Origin of the sequence: Mesorhizobium sp. M8A.F.Ca.ET.207.01.1.1 (genome assembly GCF_004794715.1) — a bacterium.
Taxonomy (GTDB): Bacteria; Pseudomonadota; Alphaproteobacteria; order Rhizobiales; family Rhizobiaceae; genus Mesorhizobium.
On the sequence record NZ_SRUS01000003.1, the window covers coordinates 93,206 to 111,687 of the forward strand.

An 18,482-nucleotide genomic window follows, 5' to 3' on the forward strand; every position below is an offset into this window, starting at 1 on the left:
GGCTGGATGTATTCGGACAGAAGCGGGCAACCGTTTCATGTCGTGGTTTTGGCCGCGGTTGCGCGATCCGGTAGTTTTCGCCCGGCGGCGGAATGCTCCGGGGCGAGACCACGGCTCGGCGCAGGCCCATTGAAAATCGGCTTCGATTTGCCGTTCGGGCTCGGCGCGCGATCAAACTGTTACAGCGGCCTGCGTGCCTTCGGGGTTGCCGCAAGGGCGAATGGGATTCGAGTGTGAATGGCTGACACGACACCCGGGACGATGATGGAGCAGTTGCTGGCTGTCGAGCCGGCGATCGTCATTGGCGCCGGCGCCGCGGGGCTGGCTGTCGCGCGGGCCTTGATGAAGGCCGGCGTGGCGACGGTGGTCCTGGAGAAGGAAAGCCGGCTGGCCGAGCCCTGGCGTCGGCGCCACGAACAGCTGCACCTCAATACCCACCGCGATCTCTCGGCGCTGCCCGGCCTCACCTATCCCAAGGGTACTCCCGCCTTTCCGCACCGGGATGTCGTCATCCGCCATATGAACGATTTCCATGAGGCGAACCATTTGCCGGTCGAGTTTGGCATTTCCGTCGAGGCCATCATCCCCGGGGGCGACCACTGGATCGTGCGCACCAGCGCCGGCTCGCGCCTGGCGCGTCATGTCGTTGTCGCAACCGGCCGCGACAGGGAGCCCTACACGCCGCAATGGAAGGGCATGGAAGCGTTCGCGGGCCGGATCATCCATTCGGCCGATTTTGGCGACGCCCACACCTATGCGGGCAAGAAGGTGCTGGTTGTCGGCGCCGGCAATTCGGGCTTCGATGCCCTCAATCATCTGGCGGGCATCGATACCGCCGCTATCTGGCTGTCGGCCCGCAACGGCCCCGCCCTCTTGCCCAAGCGTATCGGCAAGATCGCCGTGCACCGCCTCTCGCCGTTCATGGCGCGCTTGCCGCTGCGCGTCGCCGATGCGGTCATGGCGGTGACGCAGCGCCTGGTTTTCGGCGATCTCACCAAATTCGGCATGCCGCGGGCACCTGCCGGCGGCGCCAGCCGTCTGACTTCGGACTACACCGCGATCGCCGCCGATGATGGCGCCGTCAAGGCCATCAAATCGGGCAGGATCCTGGTGGTGCCGGGGATACGGGAGTTCACCCGCGATGGCGTCATGCTGGCCAATGGCAGCCTGATCGCTCCCGACATCGTCATTGCCGCGACGGGCTACCGCACCGGCCTGGAGCGCATGGTCGGCAATCTCGGCGTGCTCGACGAGAAAGGCGTTCCGCTCTTCAACGGCGGCCAGGCCGATCCGAAACTGCCGGGCCTGTGGTTCACCGGCATGCGGCCGAGCATCCGCGGCTGCTTCGCCAATGCCGGCATATTGGCCAAGGCGATAGCCAGGCGCATCGCCGGTCCCGGCCAGCCGGGCACCTCACGCTGATTTCGGCTCCAGCCGCCGGAAACCGACGGCCTCGGTCAGCATCTCCTCGTCGACCATGCCGGCATTGTAGAGGGCAAGCAAGGTGAGCGCCAATTCACGCGCCTCCGTGGATTCGGGATGCGCTTGCCGTCGGCGGCAGGCCTCATCGAAGACACGTTGCAACGTGGCCACTTCGTCAGGTTTGAGCAGGCCACGGTCGTAGATCGACTTGGGCATGGCGATGATCTCCTGATCGCGATTTAGGGCGCCATGTGTAAATTACCAATCTTTCCCGAGGCTTGAATGCAATGCCGCGCAAAAAAGAGGGGCCGCGGATCGCCGAAGCCCCTCTCGTTTTGTCTCGCTGTCAGACGCCGATCTTGCCGCCGCCCTGCTTGGTGATCGCCACGACCGCCGGCCGCACCGGCATGTCGGGGTTGAAATCGGGCCAGCGGGTCGACGGGTCCTCATAGTAGGAGGGCCGGCCAAACGCGTCCCAGTCCTCGCCGCCGTCGCCCGGATGCTGGACGGCGACGAAGGCGGTCTGATCGTCCGGCGTAAACAGCGGGCCGCACATCTCGGCGCCGATCGGCACCCGGAAGAACAGTTTCGAGGTCGCCCGCGCCGATCCTTCCGTGTCCACCGCCCATAGGCCATCGGTGCGGCCGGTGGCCTTCGGGCCCTGGCCGTCGGTGGCGACCCACAGGCGCCCGGCCGAATCGATCGCGCAATTGTCGGGCATGCCGAACCAGCCATTGGCCGTCGTCGCGGTGGAGAAGGTGGCGCCGACATCGGCCACCGACGGGTCGCCGCATTTCAGCAGCACTTCCCACTTGCCCTTTGTGGCGGCGAAATCGCCGCCGTCCTCGACGATCTCGATGATGTGGCCGAAGGCATTCCCGGCGCGCGGGTTGGCGGCGTCGGCCTGATCGGCCTTGCGCTTGGAATTGTTGGTCAGCATGACATAGACCTTGCCGTTGCCGGCATTGGGCTGGATGTCTTCGGGCCGGTCCATCTTGGTGGCGCCAAGCAGGTCGGCGGCGCGGCGCGTCTCGATCAGCACGTCGGCCTGGCCGGCAAGGCCGTTTTCCGCCGTCAGCGGACCCTGGCCGAACACGATCGGCATCCATTCGACCGAGCCGTCCTCGGCGAATTTGGCGACATGCAGCGTGCCGTCGTCGAGCAGGTCCTTGTTGGCTGCGCGGTCGCCGGCATTGAACATGCCCTTGGTGACGAATTTGTAGACATAGTCGAAGCGCTCGTCGTCGCCGAGATAGAAGACGACGCGGCCGTCCTTGGCGACGATCGATTCGGCGCCCTCATGCTTGAAGCGGCCCATGGCGGTGCGCTTGCGCGGCACCGAATTCGGGTCGTTGACATCGACTTCGACGATCCAGCCGAAGCGGTTGGGCTCGTTCGGTTCCTTGGCGAGGTTGAAGCGGTCGTAATGCGTGCCCCATTCATAGGCGCCTTCCGGGATGCCGAGGCGCTTGTAGTTGGCGGCTTCCTTGTGGCCTTCCGGCAGCTCGCCGGAGAAATAGCCATGGATGTTCTCCTCGGCCATCACATAGGTGCCCCAGGGCGTGACGCCGCCGGCGCAGTTGTTGATCGTGCCGAAGACTTTCGTGCCGGACGGATCGGCATTGGTCTTGACGCGGTCATGGCCGGCGACCGGGCCGGACAGCGCCATCTCGGTGTTGGAGGTAATGCGGCGGTTGAGCTTGCCGTCACGCACAACCTGCCATTTGCCGCCGTCCTTGCGGATCTCGACGATGGTGCCGCCATGCGCGGCCATCTCGACATCGACCTGCTCCTTCGAGAGCGGCGCCACCTCGGCCGCCTTCTTGCCGTCCTTCTCGACGATCTTGACGATGCCCGGGAACATCAGATGCGGGTTGGTGTATTCGTGGTTGACCACCAGCAGGCCATGTTCCGCCGAGCCATCGATCGCGATGTAGCCGACATAGTCGTTGTTGTAGCCGAACTGCCTGGCCTGGGCTTGTGCCGACTGCTTGGTCGGATCGAATTCCGGCGAATCGGCAAACAGCGGATCGCCCCAGCGAAGCAACACATCGGCGTCGTAGCCCGGCGCGACATGGTGCTTGTCGTCGATGCCGGCCTCCAACTCGTCGAACTTGAAGGCCGAGCTTTCCGCGGCGCGGGCATCGTCGGCGGCGATCATCGCCAGCGGGCTGACGGTGGCGGCGATCGCCGAGACGGCAAGCGAACCCTTGAGGAAGCCCCGGCGCGAAAACCGCGCGGCGATGATCTCGCCCATCGTGCGGTTTTCGCTGGGATTGTTGGCCGGGCCTTCGTTTTCCTCGAGCAGGCTGGTGCGGAATCGGGCGTCGGGGGAGCAATGTTCGGTCATGAGAGCCTCTGGCTGGATTGGCTGGAGCTTGTTGCCTGATCGACCGCCTTACAGTCGGCTGATCACATTTTCGTGACAAGGTATCGGCGCTGCCGCGGCCTCACGACACCATTTTTCACGCCGGACCTCGGACTTTAGTCCAGTCTTGCGCCTGCAAAGGTCCTGGGAGACAAACGCAACGGTCGGAGGTCGCTTCCGGTCACCACGTGTTTCGGCGATGTTGGTTGCACTGCAACGTTGGGGTGGGTGCACCGGCTCAATCGACGGAGTTCAGGGATGCACGGATCGATAACGGCCCGTTGTTGCCGGCTGGCTTTCGGATCGGCTGCGCTTCTGGCGCTGACCATCGCTCCCTATGGAATTGCCTTTCATGGCTTCGTGCCTGGAATCGAGGCCGCGACCGCGCTCGCCAAGGGTGGCGGCGGTGGTGGTGGCGGTGGCGGCGGCAGCAATGGAAACGGCAACGGCGGCGGCAACAATGGAAACGGCAACGGAAATGGCGCTGACAACGGTGGCGGAAATTCGGGGTCCGGCAAGGGCCAGGGCGGGAAGAGCAGCCATGTCAACGCCACCACTGGCGACGAGGTCGACGTGGACGGCAACAAGATTACGGTTCACCACCCCGACGGCTTAACGGAAAAGATCGAGAACGGCCGTTTCAGGATGAAGGATGCGCTCGACCGCACGATCATCGACCGCCCGGCCACACCGGCCGACGTCAGCCGTCTCAAGGCCCTTTGAATCCTGGCCTTCTGAAATCCCGGCCTTCTGAAATATAGGCCTTGTGAAGCTGGTCAACAGGCAACGACCAGCTTCACACGTCACCTCCGCCGCCCCCCGGCGGAGGTGACCTCGTTTTCGCGCTGTGTTCCAATGCTGCGATGACTTGGAGCAATTCCATGAAAAGTGCGTAGCGGTTTTCCCGGGAGAAGCGCGTAGCTTCGCTAAACCGCTTTATGAGAAGTCCCTCTCGCGGTCACGAAACTCGCGCATCATGAGGGCAGCCTCGGTGCGGTTCCGCACGCTGAGTTTCGACAGCACCCCCGTCATGTGGTGCTTGACGGTCTTCTCCTGCAGCGCCAGGCGCAAGGCAACTTCCTTGTTGCTCAGTCCTTCCGCCACCAGCCGCAGGATTTCGGTCTGTCGGCCGGTGAGTTGCCGCAGCCGGTCCGCCACGCCGTTGGTGGGCTGCAGGGACTGCACATCGGAAAGCAGCCGGGCCGACAACATCGGCGAAAGATAGCTTTCGCCAGCCGCCACGTTGCGCAGGATATCGGCAAGCGAGCGCGATCCGACTCCTTTGAGGATATAGCCATGCACCCCCGCGTTCAGGGCCTTGGTCACGTCGGCATTGGCCTCCGAAACGGTCAGCATGACGATCTTCTGGGTGGGATGGTCCGCAAGGATGCTTGCAACCGCGGCCAGGCCGCCGCCGGGCATGGAAATGTCGAGCAGCAATATGTCGGGCTGCACGGTCGAGGCGATGCGTTCCGCGTCCTGCGCGGTAGCCCCTTCTCCGACCACCTCGAAGCCTCCGATCTCCGAAAGGCTGCGTGTCACACCCTCGCGGAAGAGAGGATGGTCGTCGACAATGGCGATGCGGATGGCGCCCATCATGCTTGCTCCTCGACCGAAAGACGGATCATCAATTTCGTGCCCTTCGGCCCCGTCAGGGTTTCGAACTGTCCGCCAATGCTTTCAACCCGCTCCCTGAGGCCGGCCAGCCCCAACCCTTCGGCCCGGGCCGGATCGAAGCCCGGCCCGCCATCCGACACTTCGACGAAAAGCCGGCCATTTTTCATTCCCGCACGCACCGCCTGATCCTTGCCCCGCCCGTGGCGGTAGGCATTGTTCAGCCCCTCCTGCACGAAGCGATAGATGCTGATCTTTTCAGAAGCGCCGGGCTCGGGCAAATGTTTGGGCAGCGTAAGCGTCACCGACGTGCCCGTCCGGCGCTCATGCTCCTCGACGGCCAGCCGCAACACGTCCGCCGCCGCCGCCGTTTCTATCTGCGGCAGCACCAGGCCGGTGCAGATGCCGCGTATCTCGCGCATCGCGTCCTCCAGCGTCTTGCGAATCATGGCGACCTCGGTCGAGCGGCCTTCGCTGCCATGGCCGTCGCCGGTAAACACCGGGCTGTCCATGCGCAGCGCCGCCAGGGCCACCAGCTGGGCAGGGCCGTCATGCAGGTCGGCGCCGATCCGGCGCAGGTATCGTTCGTTGAGCGCCGTGGCGCGGCGGGATGCCCGCTGCACGCGCTGCCGCAAGGCGCTGTTCTGCGTCACCAGGCCCTGCAGTTCCGACACCTGGCGGCGCAGCGCCCCGCGCTGGTCGTCGATGGTGCGGCTGGCGCGCAGGACGATGCCCGACAGAAGCAGGAATGCCGTCAAGGTGGTGCCAGCCACGATCAGCCAGCTCGACAGCAGGGCGGAAGCCAGGGTGGCCTTGAAATCGCCGGCGAGCTCGTAGAATTCGGTGACGGCGACCACGTCGCCGGACCAGGGTTCGCGCACCGGATTGTAGATTTCGAGCAACGGCACACCCGCGGCCCGCTCCTTCTCTTCGTCCTCGTCGAACGTATCGAACTGGGCCATGACGCTACCCTGGAAGGCGGAACGCAGATTTTTGTTCAGCTCGAAGCGGCGGCCGATCAAATCCGCGTCCTTCGCGTAGAGCACCGTGCCGTCGCGGCGCCAGAGCCTGAACGACGCCAGGCGTTTGCCGAGCGCGCCCTGGCCGAGTGTCTCGTCGAGCGCCTGTTTGACGGATTCGCTGAGCTCCTCGCTCTTGCGCAGGTCGGGCAGCAGCGGCGCAATCACACTGTCGACATAAAGCGCCGTCGTGGCGGCCGAATTGCGAATGACGCCGTCCCGGATCTGCGTCGTCACCCAAGTCCCCACGATCAGCATGACGACCAGCAGCCCAAAGCCGCCGGCAACGACGAATTGCAGGGCAAGGGAAAGCTCGCTCCAGCGCCGCGCCAAGTTCTGAAGAATACGAATCATGGTCCCCTGACCGCCCTTCTATCGATATGCTGGGCGATTCCAGCACATTGAGCTTCAGTCTCGCCGTTGCCAAGACCTTCGTTGCAACGACCTCGCTTGACGTCTCGGCGCGCTTCGGAAACAAGGTCCGCGATATCAGGCGAAAGCCACTTCGAGGGGGACGGACGTTGAGTTTTTCGGGATTGCTGCAGCTGGGTTTTTCAACGGTGATCTTCCTGCTGGCGGCGACCGCCGCCAAGCAATGGGGACTGGCGCCGAGCCTGGGCAAGATCCTGCTGACGCTGGCGCTCTATTCGCTGGGCAATCTGATCATGCTGCGGCTGATCCGCGAGTTCGGCATGTCGGTGTCGTTCAGCCTTTCGGCGGTCATCCAGCTGGTCTCGGTCAATGTCGTGGCGCTGGTGTTCTTCGGCGAGCGCGTCAACGCGCTGCAGGCGACCGGCATCATGCTGGCGATCGCCGCCGTGGCGCTGATCACCCTTGGGCCCTATCTGCAAGGGCGGTTATAACCGTGCCGATGAAAAACGCTGCGAAAACGCTGCTCAACCGGGTCGAATTCCCGGTGCTGCTGGCCGGACTGGTCATCGCTGGTGGGCTGTGGGCGTTCGAGGAATTGATGGAGGTGGCGCGGGCCACCACGCCGCACGCCTTCGATACCGAGATACTTCTCGCTTTCCGCCAGCCGGGCCAGCCCGGCCTTCCCATCGGTCCGTCATGGCTGGAAGGGGCGATGCGTGACATCACCAGCCTTGGCAGTACCAGCGTGCTGGTGCTGATCACCACCGCGACGGTCATATATCTGCTTTTGATCCGCAGGCGAGGCACTGCGCTTCTCATCTTCGTTGCCGTGGCGGGCGGCCAGCTTCTGTCGAGCCTGCTGAAAGTCGGCGTCGACCGGCCACGTCCGGAACTGGTTTCGCATCTGGTCAACGAGACCTCGCTCTCCTTTCCGAGCGGCCATGCCATGCTGTCGGCGGTGACCTATCTCACGCTCGGTTCGCTGGCGGCACGCTTCCTGCCGGGCCGGACCACCAAGGTCTACGTGTTGTTCCTGGCGGTGCTGACGACGGTGCTGGTCGGCGTCAGCCGCGTCTATCTGGGCGTCCACTGGCCGTCCGATGTGCTGGCGGGCTGGTGTGCAGGCTTCGCCTGGGCGATGCTATGCTGGTTGGTGGCGAGGGTTCTGCAACGGCGCCAGGCGGTGAGCGACGATGCCTGACCCCACCGTCAGATCAACCTGTTGATGAGGTGCCCACCACAGCCCGCCAGCGCCAAAGCCATCGGTAGCAAGCCTGCTGATGTCATCAAGATCTTGAAAACGTTCAACCTCGTTATCCCCTGCCCCGAATGTGCGGCACCTTAGGCTGAAATCTTCGGAAAGTATCGAGAAATGGACAATCAGGCGAAGACGCTAACGTGCCGCAAGCGTCAAGCGGCCGCTGGTGACCTATGCCGCGTCGATCCGCGATGCGCGGGCGCAGCTGGCGGGAAAACAAGAGGCGGAGCAACCGTCGCTCAACGGTTGAGCGATGCCGGGCCACTGACGAAAGGACTTTCCTTCAGGTAAAAGCGAAGCAGGCGGTCCGCGTCCTTCGAAATGCCGATCCTGATGCCCTGTCCGATCGCGCCGGCCCCGAATTCATCGTGTGCGAGCCATAGCGGGCCTTCCCGGCAAAGGTCGAGCCCGTCGAGCGATCGATCGATCCGCAATGCCGCGGCCAGCCTTCCGGGCCCGCGCGCCAGGTCGCGCAGGCGCTCGACGCCACGGTTCAGCCGCATGATCGCGATGCCTTCCAGCGGCTCCAGTGCCCGGATCAGTACGCCGGTCCCGATGCCTTGCGCCTCGCTCGAAACGTTCAGCATGAACGAGATGCCATAGGCGAGATAGACATAGGCGTGCCCGCGCTCGAGAAACAGCGACCGGTTGCGCTCCGTCATCCCTCGAAAGCCATGCCCTGCGGCGTCGCCGGCGACATAGGCTTCCGTCTCGACGATCCGCCCGCTGACCCTGCCGTCGGGCAAGTCGCGCACCACCAGCTTGCCGATGAGATAACGGGCAAGGGCGGCCGTATCGTCCGGCAGTTCTTCCCGCGCGAGCGGGCGAAGCACGGTCATGCTCACGATGAGCCATCCGCGTGGCGCAGCGCGTTGGCGATCACCGCGAAGGCCGGCGAGTTCTGCCGGCGGGTCGGATAGTAGAGGTAATAGCCCGGGAACAGCGGGCACCATTCGTCGAGCATCAGCACCAGCCGGCCCGACCGAATCTCGTCGGTCACCAAATTCTCAGGCACGTAGGCGATCCCAAGTCCGCTCACGGCGGCGTCGATCATGGGGATCGTCGAATTGAAGGTCAGCTGTCCGTCGACGCGCACTCTCAGCTCTCGCCCGTCCCTGGCGAATTCCCAGGCGTAGAGGCCGCCCGAGCGCGACTGCCGGTGGTTGATGCAATCGTGCTGGACGAGGTCCTGAGGCGTGCCGGGCGCCGGATGCCGGGCGAGGTAGTCAGGGGACGCGACGATGACCAGCCGCCAGTCGGGGCTGATGCGAATAGCGACCATGTCCTTGTCGACGCTTTCCCCCAGCCGCACGCCGGCGTCGAACCGCTCCTCGACGATGTTGCGGAAGCCATTGTCGACATTCAGTTCGACGTGGATGTCGGGATAGTGCCGCAGTACCGGTTTCAGCTTCGGCCAGACGATCCAGTCCAGCGCGTGATCGGAGAGTGTGATCCGCACATTGCCCGACGGCTTGTCGCGAAACGCCATCAGCGCGTCGATGTCGTTCTCGATATCCTGGATGCGCGGCGCCAAGGCGCGCAACAGCCGCTCCCCGGCTTCGGTCGGCGAGACGCTGCGTGTGGTTCGGGTCAGCAGGCGCAGGCCGAGCCGCGCCTCGAGCTGCTTCACGGTGTGGCTGAGCGTCGACTGGGACGTGCCAAGCTTGGCGGCCGCTTTGGTGAAGCTGCTTTCCTCGGCCACCGCCTGGAACCAGAGCATGTCGTTCAGGTCGCGGCGGTTCATGGCCAGCCCTCGTGCATTTATATCAAAATTGGATAAGTCCATGCGAATTACAACGGCTAATCGGGGCAGTCCCGGCGATTTATATAGCCACCAACGAAAACCGTTGGAGGGTCCCGTCGCGGGCCGAGGCGCATGGAAACCACCTATGACGGCCGACTTGCCGAATCACCGAGCGCCTGGGGCGCGGTGATCTGCCTGTCACTGCTCACCTTCGTTCTGGTGGCGTCGGAGTTCATGCCCGTCAGCCTGCTCACGCCAGTCGCGAGGGAACTGGCCATCACAGAGGGCCAGGCCGGCCAGGCGATCTCCGTCTCCGGATTCTTCGCCGTCCTTACCAGCCTGTTCGGCAACGGCCTGCTCTCGAAGCTGGACCGGCGCACGGTCGTCCTCTTCTACACCGCGGTGCTCGTCGTCTCCGGCCTGGCGGTCACCTTTGCGCCGAACTATCCGGTGTTCCTGCTCGGCCGGGCCCTGATCGGCGTGTCGATCGGCGGCTTCTGGTCGCTGTCCACCGCCATTCTGGCCCGCATCGTCTCGCGTGACGACCTGCCCAAGGCGATCGCCATGATGCAGGGCGGGACGGCGTTCGCGACGGTCATCGCGGCGCCGCTGGGAAGTTTTCTCGGCGGCCTGATCGGATGGCGCGGCGCCCTCTTCATCGTCGTGCCCATCGGGCTCGCGGCCATCGTCTGGCAGCTCGCCGTCCTTCCCAGCATGCCCGCCGACGAGCCCGTCTCGGCCAGGCGCATGTTTGGTCTTCTCGGCAACCGCGCCTTCGCCATAGGCATGGCGGCCACCACGCTCGCCTTCATGGGCCAGTTCTCCCTCTCCACCTACCTGCGTCCGTTCCTCGAAGGTGTCACCGGCCTGGACGTGAACACGCTCTCGATGGTCCTGCTCGGACTCGGGCTGGCGGGCCTCGTCGGCACGTCGCTCGTCGGTTTCGTCCTGCGCTCGCATCTGGGCGCCGTGCTGATTGCCCTGCCGGCCGTGCTGGCGGTCGTCGCGCTGCTGTTGATTGGGCTTGGCCCCCTCGCCGCCGCGACCGCGACCCTGCTCTTGCTGTGGGGATTGTTCACCACGCCCATTCCGGTGGCCTGGAATACGTGGATGGCCAAGGTCATCCCGAACGATCTCGAGGCGGGCGGAGGGCTGCAGGTCGCGCTGATCCAGTTCGCCATCACCTTCGGCGCGTTTGCCGGCGGGTTGCTGTTCGACTCCGCCAGCTGGTGGAGCCCCTTCGCGCTTGCCGCCTTGCTTCTCACCGGCTCGACGCTATTTGCCGTCGCGGCGGCGACCTCCACCTCCGCGAGGCGCCGGTCATGACACGACAACGGATCAGCCGACGCACGCTGCTCTGGGCCGCGATCGCACCGGCGGCGGGCTCGCGCTTTTCCACGCCGGTGATCACTGGTCGACCGGGCTGATCCGGCTCGGCCGTTTGGACGACCGGTTCGAGCCGCTGCTGACGCGCGGGGAATTCCCCCTGCGTATCGAGCGCATTCGCTGAGACCAGGAAAGGAAGGTTGTTCCATGGATATCCAACGCGCCGGCGCCAAGCCGTCAGCCAGGGGGCCCGCCGAGTGGTTCACCGGCACGGTCCGCATCGATCCCCTGTTTTCCGCGCCTGCTCCGGCACGCGCCGCGGGCGCCGCCGTCACATTCGAGCCAGGCGCACGCACGGCCTGGCACACCCATCCGCTCGGCCAGAGCCTGATCGTCACGGCGGGCCTGGGCCGTGCGCAGCGCGAGGGCGGTCCCATCGAGGAGATCCGCCCCGGCGACGTCGTCTGGTTCGCGCCTGGCGAAAAACACTGGCATGGCGCCAGCCCGAGCGCGGCAATGACCCACATCGCCATCCAGGAAGCGCTCGACGGCAAGGCGGTCGACTGGCTCGATCACGTCACCGATACGCAATACGACACCAACCCATAGGAGACGTTCCATGCGCGGCACCGTTCTTTACAGCCCCGGCGACATACGCTGCGAGGAAGTGGCGGATCCCGAGATCCTGCTGCCCACCGACGCGATCGTGCGATTGTCGGCAACCTGCGTCTGCGGATCGGACCTGTGGCCCTATCGTGGCCTGCAGCCGATCGCAGAGCCGGCCCATATGGGCCACGAATATTGCGGTGTCGTCGAGGAGGTCGGCAGCGAGGTTCGAGCCGTCCGCCGCGGCCAGTTCGTGGTTGGGTCGTTCGCGACCTCCGACAACACCTGCCCCAATTGCCGCAACGGCTACCAGTCGTCGTGCCAGCACCGGACGTTCATGAGCGGCGCGCAGTCGCCGTTCCTGCGCGTGCCCTTGGCCGACGGCACGCTCGTCGCCTTGTCCGGCCAGCCTTCGGCCGAGATGATCCCGAGCCTGCTCGCCACGTCCGACGTGCTGGGCACCGGCTGGTTTGCCGCGGACGCGGCCAATGTAAGGGCCGGATCGACCGTCGCGGTGGTCGGAGACGGCGCCGTCGGCCTGCTTGCCGCGCTGTCCGCCAAACAGATGGGCGCCGAGCGCATCATCGTCATGAGCCGGCACGAGCCGCGCCAGAAGCTCGCTTTGGAGTTCGGCGCCACCGACATCGTCACCGAGCGCGGCGAGGAAGGTGTCGCCCGCATCCTGGAAATGACCGGGGGTATCGGCGCCGACTCCGTGCTCGAATGCGTCGGCACGCAGGAATCGATGAAGCAGGCGATCGGGTCGACCCGCAAAGGCGGCTATGCCTCCTATGTCGGCGTTCCCCACCAGGTGCAACTGGATGGGCAGCAGCTGTTCTTCGCCCATGTCCACCTGCATGGCGGCCCGGCGCCGGTGCGCCGCTACTTGCCCGAACTGATCGCCCTCGTCACCGAGGGCAAGATCAATCCCGGCAAGGTCTTCGACCTGGTTCTTCCGCTCGAACAGGTCGCCGAAGGCTACAAGGCCATGGACGAGCGCCGCGCCATCAAGACGCTGCTCCAGGTGTGACCGTCCGGCGCTCCTGGAGCGCTCGGTATGGGCTCTCAATCGATCTTCAGCGCCGCCACCTCGCCCTCGTTCATCAGCGGCACATAGAGGATCGACTTGCCGTCGGTGCCGATGTCGGCGCTGCCCGGCTTGAAATGCACCACCGCTTCCGGCGCGCCGCCGGTCCTGTATCGGTAGAGCGTGCCGGTCATGTAGGCGGTGGCATAGATGATGTCGCCCAGCGCGATGACGCCGTCGAGGTCGGCGAATTTCTGCGCGCCCGCGAGCGGTGTCACCGTCTTGCTGGCGAGGTCGACCGCCAGCAGCCCGCCCGGCTCGGCCGTGCTGAAGTCGGGCTTGATGCCCTTGCCCCACGAGGCGACGATCAGCCTGCTGCCATCGGCGAAGACGCCGTTGGGTGAAGCGAGCATGGCGTCCCTGACAAACAGCTCCGGTCTGTCGCCGTCGATGCGGTAGATCGTGTCGGCCAGCATGTCGGTGACATAGACCTTGCCTGACTGGTCCGACGTCATGTCGTTCAGGAAGACGGCATTCGGGACCACGATGCTGGCGATGAGCTTGCCGCTGGCGAGGTCGACGACGCGGACCTTGGTGATGTCGGCGACATAGAGCTTGCCGCCCGCTATCGCCATGCCCTTGGGCGCGTCCATGCCGTCGGTCCAGTGCTGGGTGACGATCTTGCCGTCCGTGGACAGCACGCTGAGATAACCATTGCCGTCGGCGTCGCCCGGATTGCCTGATATGTTGGAAACGATGATGCGGTTATTGGCGGCGTCGAACAGCGCCGATTCCGGCTGTTCGAGGCCCGTGGCCCGCCAGAGTTCTCCGGCCTGGGCCGGCGGTGCGGCCGCTATGCCGATGGTGGCGATAAAGGCTGAGGTGACGAAGATGTTCATGACTGCTCTCCTTTGATGTCGGCGAAGAGCTAGGCTTTTCGATACTTTTCGGGAAGCCAGATTGCCACTAGTATCGAATACCGATACGAAACCGCAGGCAAGAGGTGCATCCCATGAACGGTCTGGTCTTCGAGGCGCTTAAGCGGACGCTGAAGGCGAAGGGCGTCACCTATCGCGAGCTTGCCGAACGCATGGGCGTTTCCGAGCCGACGGTGAAGCGCATCTTCCATGAGAAGAACTGCAAGCTCGACCGGCTGGTGGAGATCTGCGCCGCCGCCGGCGTGGAACTGGAAAACGTGCTCGGCTCGATGAGCAGGGGGCCGGGGCCGGTCAACCACGTCGCGCCGGAGATCGAGCGCCGGCTCGCCGGCCGTCCGGCGCTGCTGTTCGTCTTCGTCATGCTGTCGGAAAAGTTCACGCCTGAAGGCATCATGCGCTCGCAGGGCCTGAGCGAAGCCTCGATGTTCCTCTATCTGCGCGACCTCGAGCAGCTCGGCCTGATCGCGCTCGGCCGTGGCCTGTCGGCGAAATTGCTGGTCGAAACGCCGATTCAATGGAATTTCGAGGGGCCGCTCAGGCCGTTGTTCGAGATGACCAACAAGAATTTCATCGGCTGGGCGATCACCCATATCGAGAAGGAGGCGACCTTCGTCAGCTTCTCCAGGCGGATGCGCCCGGAGACGGCGGAAATGGTGCGGCGCGAGGCCGAGGAACTGGCCGACCGCGCGAAACTGCTCGCCCATCACGACCAGCACACCACGCCCGAGGACGGGTTGGTCGGCTACAAATGGACGTTCGCCTTCGGCGCCACGCCGTTCGAGGCGATCATGCCGATCGGCCCGCATCCGCGCGACGCCGGGGCGTTCGATCGGCCCGCCGCTCCTGCAAAGGGACGCCGCCCGTTACCGGCCTGATACAGAAAACGAAATCACATTCATGATAGAGTTCGCGCACTGATTTGTCAGATTGTAGAAGGCGGGTTTGCCGAATGCGTGACACGTCCCCATGAAATCGAAGTGATCCTATGTCGACCGCGCCAACACTTGAACTTCGCCGCTATTCGCGCCTGAAAAATTTGCGGGCGCGCGCAGAACGCCAGGGTGCTGCATTACAGTTCTGGGCGCGTACGGCATCGCTCGCCGTGATCTCCTGCTTCTTTTCATTGACCAGCCGCTGGGATGCTTCGCTGCTCTTCGTGCTGGCGGGCCTCGTGCTGTTCCAGCTGGTCGGCCTGATCCAGTTTCTCTTTGCTCGCCGTCGTACGGCGCGATGGTGGATCGGTTACCTCACCGGTACGCTGGACATCATTCTGTTGACCGTTCTGCTGATAACGCCCAACCCGTTTTCCCTCGAGGTCGCGCCGGCCGCGATGCAACTGCGCGAGGGCAGCTTTAAATACCTGCTGATTTTCGTATGCCTTGGCGCTCTGACCCTTTCGACACGATTGGCACTCTATCTCGGCGCGCTCGCGGCCCTGACATGGGCGATCGGGGTGGGATGGGTGATTTCCCATCCGGGAACCGTAATTCCGGCGACGAACCTCTATTCGCTGCCAATGACAGAGCGACTGAACCTCTATCTCAACCCCAATTTCGTCGATACATTCGCGCAGGCGACCAACGTGTTGGTCGTGCTGATTATCGGCGCGATCATGGCGCTGGTCGTCTTTCGTTCCCGACATCTGTCGGAAGACTATGTCAAGGCAGAGCGCGCCCGCGCCAATCTCGCCCGGCATTTTTCGCCCAATGTCGTCGACCAGCTCGCCGCCGATGACGAGCCCTTCGGCCCGGTTCGCCGGCAGGATATCGCGGTGCTGTTCGCCGACATCGTCGGCTTCACACACTATTCCGAGGATCATCCGGCCGAAGCAGTGTTCGAACTCCTGCGTCAGTTCCACCGTCGCATGGAACAAGTCGTTTTCGACCACCGTGGCACCGTCGATAACTATATCGGCGATTGCATCATGGCGACATTCGGGGTTCCGCAAGCCAGCCATGACGACGCGACTCGGGCCATCCAGTGCGCTGAAGCGATGGTCGCCGCTCTCGAGGACTGGAATGTACAGCGTGTGTCCAGGGGATACCCGCCGCTGGACGTTCGGATCGGTGTACAATATGGCGCTGTGGTCATCGGCGCGGTCGGCAGCGAGCGCAATCTGTCCTTCGCGGTGGTGGGCGACACCGTCAACGTCGCCAGCCGTTTGCAGGCGCTCTGCCGTGAGCTTCAGGCGAATATTTGCTTTGGGTCACGACTGATTGAGGCGGCGAAGGCGGAATCGCCCACGACACCGTTGAATGCGCGCGATCATGGACCGATGAGCATCCGCGGCCGGGACGAACCGGTCCATGTCTGGGTCGAACGCAGAGCCGAAAACCAGGGTGTTGTTGCGGTTCCGGCGTGACATGGGCCGCCATGTGAAACGCTGCACCTCGGCAGGATAGCGGTAGGCCGCGCCAGGCATGTCCTGACCTAGGCGGAAAGCCATCACGTGTCCGCCGCGGTTGCGCCAGCCTTTGCGGCTGCGGCGTCCGTGCTTGCCTTGTCGTCCCAGGTCACGGCCCTGTAGTCGAAACCATATTCCAGCGTCGGCTTGACGATGCGGAAAAACGGCGACAGGTCGAAATCACGCGGCGTGTAGAGCGAGTGATGGCGGATGTGCAGGATTTCCCTGCGCGAATAGTTCGACTGTGCCGAGGCGCGGCCGGGCGCGCGGGATATCTCGGGCAGGATCGGATAGCGGATCTGGCCGTAAGCCTCGGCAATCAGCGTCGAGCAGATCGCCCGCGTCGGGTCGCCGGAGCCGAAGGCCAGCATGCGGCGGCGCCAGCGCACCGGCACCGGCGGCGTCGGCATGAAATAGCGCAGCATGTCGAAGATGTTCTTGAGGTCGTATCTCAGGCCGAGCTTGCTGATCATGAAGGAGACGACCTTGTCGCGGTCTTCGGGTGCCAGGCCGCTCGCCCGGCAGATGCGGGTATTGTAGGTCCGGTACCGCGACAAGGGTACGGCGACACAGCCTTCGCCGAGCGTGACCTCGATCAGCCGCCTGCGTTCCGAGCCGTCATCCGGTTCGGCCAACGCGTCGCCGACATAGAAGGCCGCATGCGACCACGTGGACTGGGTCAGATACTTGATCGCCGCCGAGATCTTCTGGTTGCCCTCGATCAGCAGGACGTCGCCCGGCTCCAGCGTGCGGCGCAGTGTTTCGGCGTCGGAAGGCGTGTAGGGCTCGTATCCCGAGGATTCTTCCTGCAGCTGACCGGCAAGCCAGCGGCCCAGTCGATCCAGAAGCATGTCGCCAGGCTCGGTCATCGGCTATGGCGATTACCACAGGCCGGTGCCCGACGGCAAAGCATGTTCGGTCCGGATCAGCCGGTGGCCGCAAGTGCGCCGGCGTCTTCGGCCGAGCCGGCAAGATCGTCGCGGGCCTTGCGGGCAAGCTTTTTCGTCGAGCGCTTGGGGCTGTCGCCGAACAGTTCGGCCGCCTCGGCAAGGCACGTCTTCTTCAGGCTCTTTTCCGAACGCTTGAGCAGCTTGCCGAGAAGTTTCGTATCCTCGGGCGGTCCCAGCGGCTCGTCGTCCGCCTCGAGCAACGCACGCATGACGAACACATCATGCAGTTCGCCGAGCCGTTCGCCCAGTGCGTCGACGGCCTTGCGCCGCGCCTTGATCGGGGTCGGCCACAGCCTGCCGAGCAGCGACAGGTGCATGCCATGCGTCTTGGCCGCCTTGCGCAGGTCGTGGAAATCGTCGGCCTCGCCGTGCGAGCCGGCCTTGTCGAGGGCCTTCCTTGCACGGCGCAAGGTGGCGCGGGCGCCTTCGGCAAGCACGTCGGCGGCCTGTTCCGGCTGGTCGGGCAGGGTAAGGGTTTCGATGCGCTTCATGCCGTCTTCGCAGGCGGCGGCGGCCGCGCCGATCGCTGCCTTCAGCCCGGCGCCTTCGTGCAAATCATGCTGGCGTGCGATCAGCCGGTCGCGCACGGCATCGAGCCCGCCATCGGCGCTTTCCCTGGCAAAGGCCGCCGCCAGCCGATCGATGGTTTCGATCAGAGCTGTCGCTTCACGCGGGCCGGCAAGCAGCGCCGCCACATTGCGATAGCATTGGTTTCCGTGGCACAGAACGTTTCGTTTCCGGAACGAACGAGGCGCAACAAGGCGCGCGCGCTCTTCAGCCGCTTGCGGCATTTGTGTAGCCCCTGTTCGGGCCGAGTGCGCGCCACGTCCAGATGTTGCAGGGCCTTGCCGATTTCCTCGGCAAGGATGCGTCTGACCTCGCCGGTCAGCGGCAAGCGCGGGTCTATGCGAAAGCTCATGCGGCGATCTCCGGTATCCCCCCGAGGGCGAGCGACGCGTTGTAGAACATCTGTTCACCGGTGACTTCACGGCCGAGCCAGTCCGGCAGCATTTCATCCGGAACGTCTTCCGGAGTCTCGAGTTCGGCCACCACAAGTCCCGCCAGTGCGCCGCCAAAGACATCGACTTCATAGAGATAGCCGCGATGTCTAACATGGTAGCGTGTCTTCTCGATGACACGTCCGATGGCGAAGTCCAGCATCTCCACCGCTTCCGCCAGCGGGATCGGATATTCGAATTCGTCGCGCTCGCGCGCGCTGCTGCCGAATTTGAGCGTCAGCTTGGCCGAGGCGCCATCACTGATGCGGATGCGGACGGTTCGTCCGGGTGCCGTGGCGAGATAGAACTGGAGAATGCGGATATCCGCTTCCACCAGGTCCCGCCACGCGGGGCTGGAGACCAGGAACTTACGCTCGACTTCCTTGCCCATGGCCGCGCACTAAAGCGTTTGCCGAAGGCGATGGCAAGACGGCAC

18 protein-coding genes and 2 pseudogenes are annotated in these 18,482 nt (G+C 64.4%); 10 read left to right on the forward strand and 10 right to left on the reverse strand.

The annotated features are described in order from the left end of the window. The first annotated feature begins 237 nt into the window (after positions 1–237). The gene (locus EN850_RS09110; protein WP_136091057.1) at positions 238–1,422 is read left to right on the forward strand and encodes an NAD(P)/FAD-dependent oxidoreductase; all 1,185 of its coding nucleotides are present in this window, start codon (positions 238–240) and stop codon (positions 1,420–1,422) included. Here the strand turns inward: EN850_RS09110 and EN850_RS09115 are convergent. Next, entirely contained in the window at positions 1,414–1,638 is a 225-nt protein-coding gene (locus tag EN850_RS09115) for a hypothetical protein (protein ID WP_127276434.1), read from the reverse strand. The genes EN850_RS09110 and EN850_RS09115 overlap by 9 nt on opposite strands. A gap of 130 nt (positions 1,639–1,768) precedes the next feature. After that, on the reverse strand, positions 1,769–3,772 hold the full coding sequence (locus EN850_RS09120) for a PhoX family phosphatase (protein ID WP_136091058.1): 2,004 nt from the start codon (positions 3,770–3,772) through the stop codon (positions 1,769–1,771). Between the two features lie 276 nt (positions 3,773–4,048). On the opposite strand from EN850_RS09120, the gene EN850_RS36305 reads away from it, so the two are divergent. Continuing rightward, complete coding sequence (locus EN850_RS36305; RefSeq protein ID WP_189591039.1) at positions 4,049–4,513, forward strand: hypothetical protein; 465 nt, start codon at positions 4,049–4,051, stop codon at positions 4,511–4,513. Positions 4,514–4,726: 213 nt separating this feature from the next. Here EN850_RS36305 and EN850_RS09130 read toward each other — a convergent pair whose 3' ends face one another. Together EN850_RS09130 and EN850_RS09135 are read right to left on the reverse strand one after the other, a co-directional pair. Further along, a complete protein-coding gene (locus tag EN850_RS09130) occupies positions 4,727–5,389 on the reverse strand; it encodes a response regulator transcription factor (RefSeq protein ID WP_127278300.1) in 663 nt (220 codons plus the stop codon). Further along, positions 5,386–6,777, reverse strand: coding sequence for a sensor histidine kinase (locus tag EN850_RS09135; protein WP_136091059.1), 1,392 nt, complete (start codon positions 6,775–6,777; stop codon positions 5,386–5,388). Before EN850_RS09135 ends, EN850_RS09130 begins: the two co-directional genes overlap by 4 nt. Before the next feature lie 167 nt (positions 6,778–6,944). Between EN850_RS09135 and EN850_RS09140 the strand changes: the two genes are divergently transcribed. Further along, complete coding sequence (locus tag EN850_RS09140) at positions 6,945–7,286, forward strand: hypothetical protein (protein WP_056585458.1); 342 nt, start codon at positions 6,945–6,947, stop codon at positions 7,284–7,286. A gap of 8 nt (positions 7,287–7,294) precedes the next feature. Continuing rightward, entirely contained in the window at positions 7,295–7,996 is a 702-nt protein-coding gene (locus tag EN850_RS09145; protein ID WP_135930784.1) for a phosphatase PAP2 family protein, read from the forward strand. A 296-nt stretch (positions 7,997–8,292) separates the two neighbouring features. On the opposite strand, the gene EN850_RS09150 is transcribed toward EN850_RS09145, so the two are convergent. Both EN850_RS09150 and EN850_RS09155 read right to left on the reverse strand, forming a co-directional pair. Next, complete coding sequence (locus tag EN850_RS09150) at positions 8,293–8,892, reverse strand: DNA-3-methyladenine glycosylase (RefSeq protein ID WP_136091341.1); 600 nt, start codon at positions 8,890–8,892, stop codon at positions 8,293–8,295. A gap of 2 nt (positions 8,893–8,894) precedes the next feature. Next, on the reverse strand, positions 8,895–9,797 hold the full coding sequence (locus EN850_RS09155; protein WP_136091060.1) for a LysR family transcriptional regulator: 903 nt from the start codon (positions 9,795–9,797) through the stop codon (positions 8,895–8,897). A gap of 132 nt (positions 9,798–9,929) precedes the next feature. Here EN850_RS09155 and EN850_RS09160 point away from each other — a divergent pair, with 132 nt between their 5' ends. From EN850_RS09160 to EN850_RS09175, 4 genes and pseudogenes are all read left to right on the forward strand, one after another. Continuing rightward, on the forward strand, positions 9,930–11,123 hold the full coding sequence (locus EN850_RS09160) for an MFS transporter (protein ID WP_136091061.1): 1,194 nt from the start codon (positions 9,930–9,932) through the stop codon (positions 11,121–11,123). Between the two features lie 52 nt (positions 11,124–11,175). Then, a pseudogene (locus EN850_RS37075) lies at positions 11,176–11,307 on the forward strand (MFS transporter); the annotation flags it as partial. A 23-nt stretch (positions 11,308–11,330) separates the two neighbouring features. Next, on the forward strand, positions 11,331–11,732 hold the full coding sequence (locus EN850_RS09170; protein WP_136091062.1) for a cupin domain-containing protein: 402 nt from the start codon (positions 11,331–11,333) through the stop codon (positions 11,730–11,732). Positions 11,733–11,742: 10 nt separating this feature from the next. Continuing rightward, positions 11,743–12,759: a zinc-dependent alcohol dehydrogenase family protein gene (locus tag EN850_RS09175; RefSeq protein WP_136091063.1), complete on the forward strand. Its 1,017-nt coding sequence runs from the start codon at positions 11,743–11,745 to the stop codon at positions 12,757–12,759. A gap of 35 nt (positions 12,760–12,794) precedes the next feature. On the opposite strand, the gene EN850_RS09180 is transcribed toward EN850_RS09175, so the two are convergent. Continuing rightward, positions 12,795–13,655 (reverse strand): ATP/GTP-binding protein, encoded by an 861-nt coding sequence (locus EN850_RS09180; RefSeq protein ID WP_136091064.1) that lies wholly within the window; start codon positions 13,653–13,655, stop codon positions 12,795–12,797. Positions 13,656–13,768: 113 nt separating this feature from the next. Here EN850_RS09180 and EN850_RS09185 point away from each other — a divergent pair, with 113 nt between their 5' ends. Both EN850_RS09185 and EN850_RS09190 read left to right on the forward strand, forming a co-directional pair. Next, positions 13,769–14,569 (forward strand): helix-turn-helix transcriptional regulator, encoded by an 801-nt coding sequence (locus EN850_RS09185; RefSeq protein ID WP_135862925.1) that lies wholly within the window; start codon positions 13,769–13,771, stop codon positions 14,567–14,569. Between the two features lie 110 nt (positions 14,570–14,679). After that, positions 14,680–16,056: an adenylate/guanylate cyclase domain-containing protein gene (locus EN850_RS09190; RefSeq protein WP_136091065.1), complete on the forward strand. Its 1,377-nt coding sequence runs from the start codon at positions 14,680–14,682 to the stop codon at positions 16,054–16,056. Positions 16,057–16,139: 83 nt separating this feature from the next. Here the strand turns inward: EN850_RS09190 and EN850_RS09195 are convergent, their stop codons facing one another. The 3 genes and pseudogenes from EN850_RS09195 to EN850_RS09205 form a co-directional block, all read right to left on the reverse strand. Continuing rightward, positions 16,140–16,967: a lipo-like protein gene (locus EN850_RS09195; protein ID WP_136091066.1), complete on the reverse strand. Its 828-nt coding sequence runs from the start codon at positions 16,965–16,967 to the stop codon at positions 16,140–16,142. Positions 16,968–17,023: 56 nt separating this feature from the next. Next, a pseudogene (locus tag EN850_RS09200) lies at positions 17,024–17,967 on the reverse strand (CHAD domain-containing protein). Continuing rightward, positions 17,964–18,437, reverse strand: a complete 474-nt coding sequence (locus EN850_RS09205; RefSeq protein ID WP_127871072.1) for a CYTH domain-containing protein — start codon at positions 18,435–18,437, stop codon at positions 17,964–17,966. The pseudogene EN850_RS09200 and the gene EN850_RS09205 overlap by 4 nt, the downstream one beginning before the upstream one ends. Positions 18,438–18,482: the final 45 nt, after the last annotated feature.

Bases quoted from the DNA above. Each gene is read 5' to 3' on its own strand.
- EN850_RS09110 (WP_136091057.1), top strand. From the start codon at position 238: ATGGCTGACACGACACCCGGGACGATGATGGAGCAGTTGCTGGCTGTC.
- EN850_RS09115 (WP_127276434.1), bottom strand. From the start codon at position 1,638: ATGCCCAAGTCGATCTACGACCGTGGCCTGCTCAAACCTGACGAAGTG.
- EN850_RS09120 (WP_136091058.1), bottom strand. From the start codon at position 3,772: ATGACCGAACATTGCTCCCCCGACGCCCGATTCCGCACCAGCCTGCTC.
- EN850_RS36305 (WP_189591039.1), top strand. From the start codon at position 4,049: ATGCACGGATCGATAACGGCCCGTTGTTGCCGGCTGGCTTTCGGATCG.
- EN850_RS09130 (WP_127278300.1), bottom strand. From the start codon at position 5,389: ATGATGGGCGCCATCCGCATCGCCATTGTCGACGACCATCCTCTCTTC.
- EN850_RS09135 (WP_136091059.1), bottom strand. From the start codon at position 6,777: ATGATTCGTATTCTTCAGAACTTGGCGCGGCGCTGGAGCGAGCTTTCC.
- EN850_RS09145 (WP_135930784.1), top strand. From the start codon at position 7,295: ATGAAAAACGCTGCGAAAACGCTGCTCAACCGGGTCGAATTCCCGGTG.
- EN850_RS09150 (WP_136091341.1), bottom strand. From the start codon at position 8,892: ATGACCGTGCTTCGCCCGCTCGCGCGGGAAGAACTGCCGGACGATACG.
- EN850_RS09155 (WP_136091060.1), bottom strand. From the start codon at position 9,797: ATGAACCGCCGCGACCTGAACGACATGCTCTGGTTCCAGGCGGTGGCC.
- EN850_RS09160 (WP_136091061.1), top strand. From the start codon at position 9,930: ATGGAAACCACCTATGACGGCCGACTTGCCGAATCACCGAGCGCCTGG.
- EN850_RS09170 (WP_136091062.1), top strand. From the start codon at position 11,331: ATGGATATCCAACGCGCCGGCGCCAAGCCGTCAGCCAGGGGGCCCGCC.
- EN850_RS09175 (WP_136091063.1), top strand. From the start codon at position 11,743: ATGCGCGGCACCGTTCTTTACAGCCCCGGCGACATACGCTGCGAGGAA.
- EN850_RS09180 (WP_136091064.1), bottom strand. From the start codon at position 13,655: ATGAACATCTTCGTCACCTCAGCCTTTATCGCCACCATCGGCATAGCG.
- EN850_RS09185 (WP_135862925.1), top strand. From the start codon at position 13,769: ATGAACGGTCTGGTCTTCGAGGCGCTTAAGCGGACGCTGAAGGCGAAG.
- EN850_RS09190 (WP_136091065.1), top strand. From the start codon at position 14,680: ATGTCGACCGCGCCAACACTTGAACTTCGCCGCTATTCGCGCCTGAAA.
- EN850_RS09195 (WP_136091066.1), bottom strand. From the start codon at position 16,967: ATGACCGAGCCTGGCGACATGCTTCTGGATCGACTGGGCCGCTGGCTT.
- EN850_RS09205 (WP_127871072.1), bottom strand. From the start codon at position 18,437: ATGGGCAAGGAAGTCGAGCGTAAGTTCCTGGTCTCCAGCCCCGCGTGG.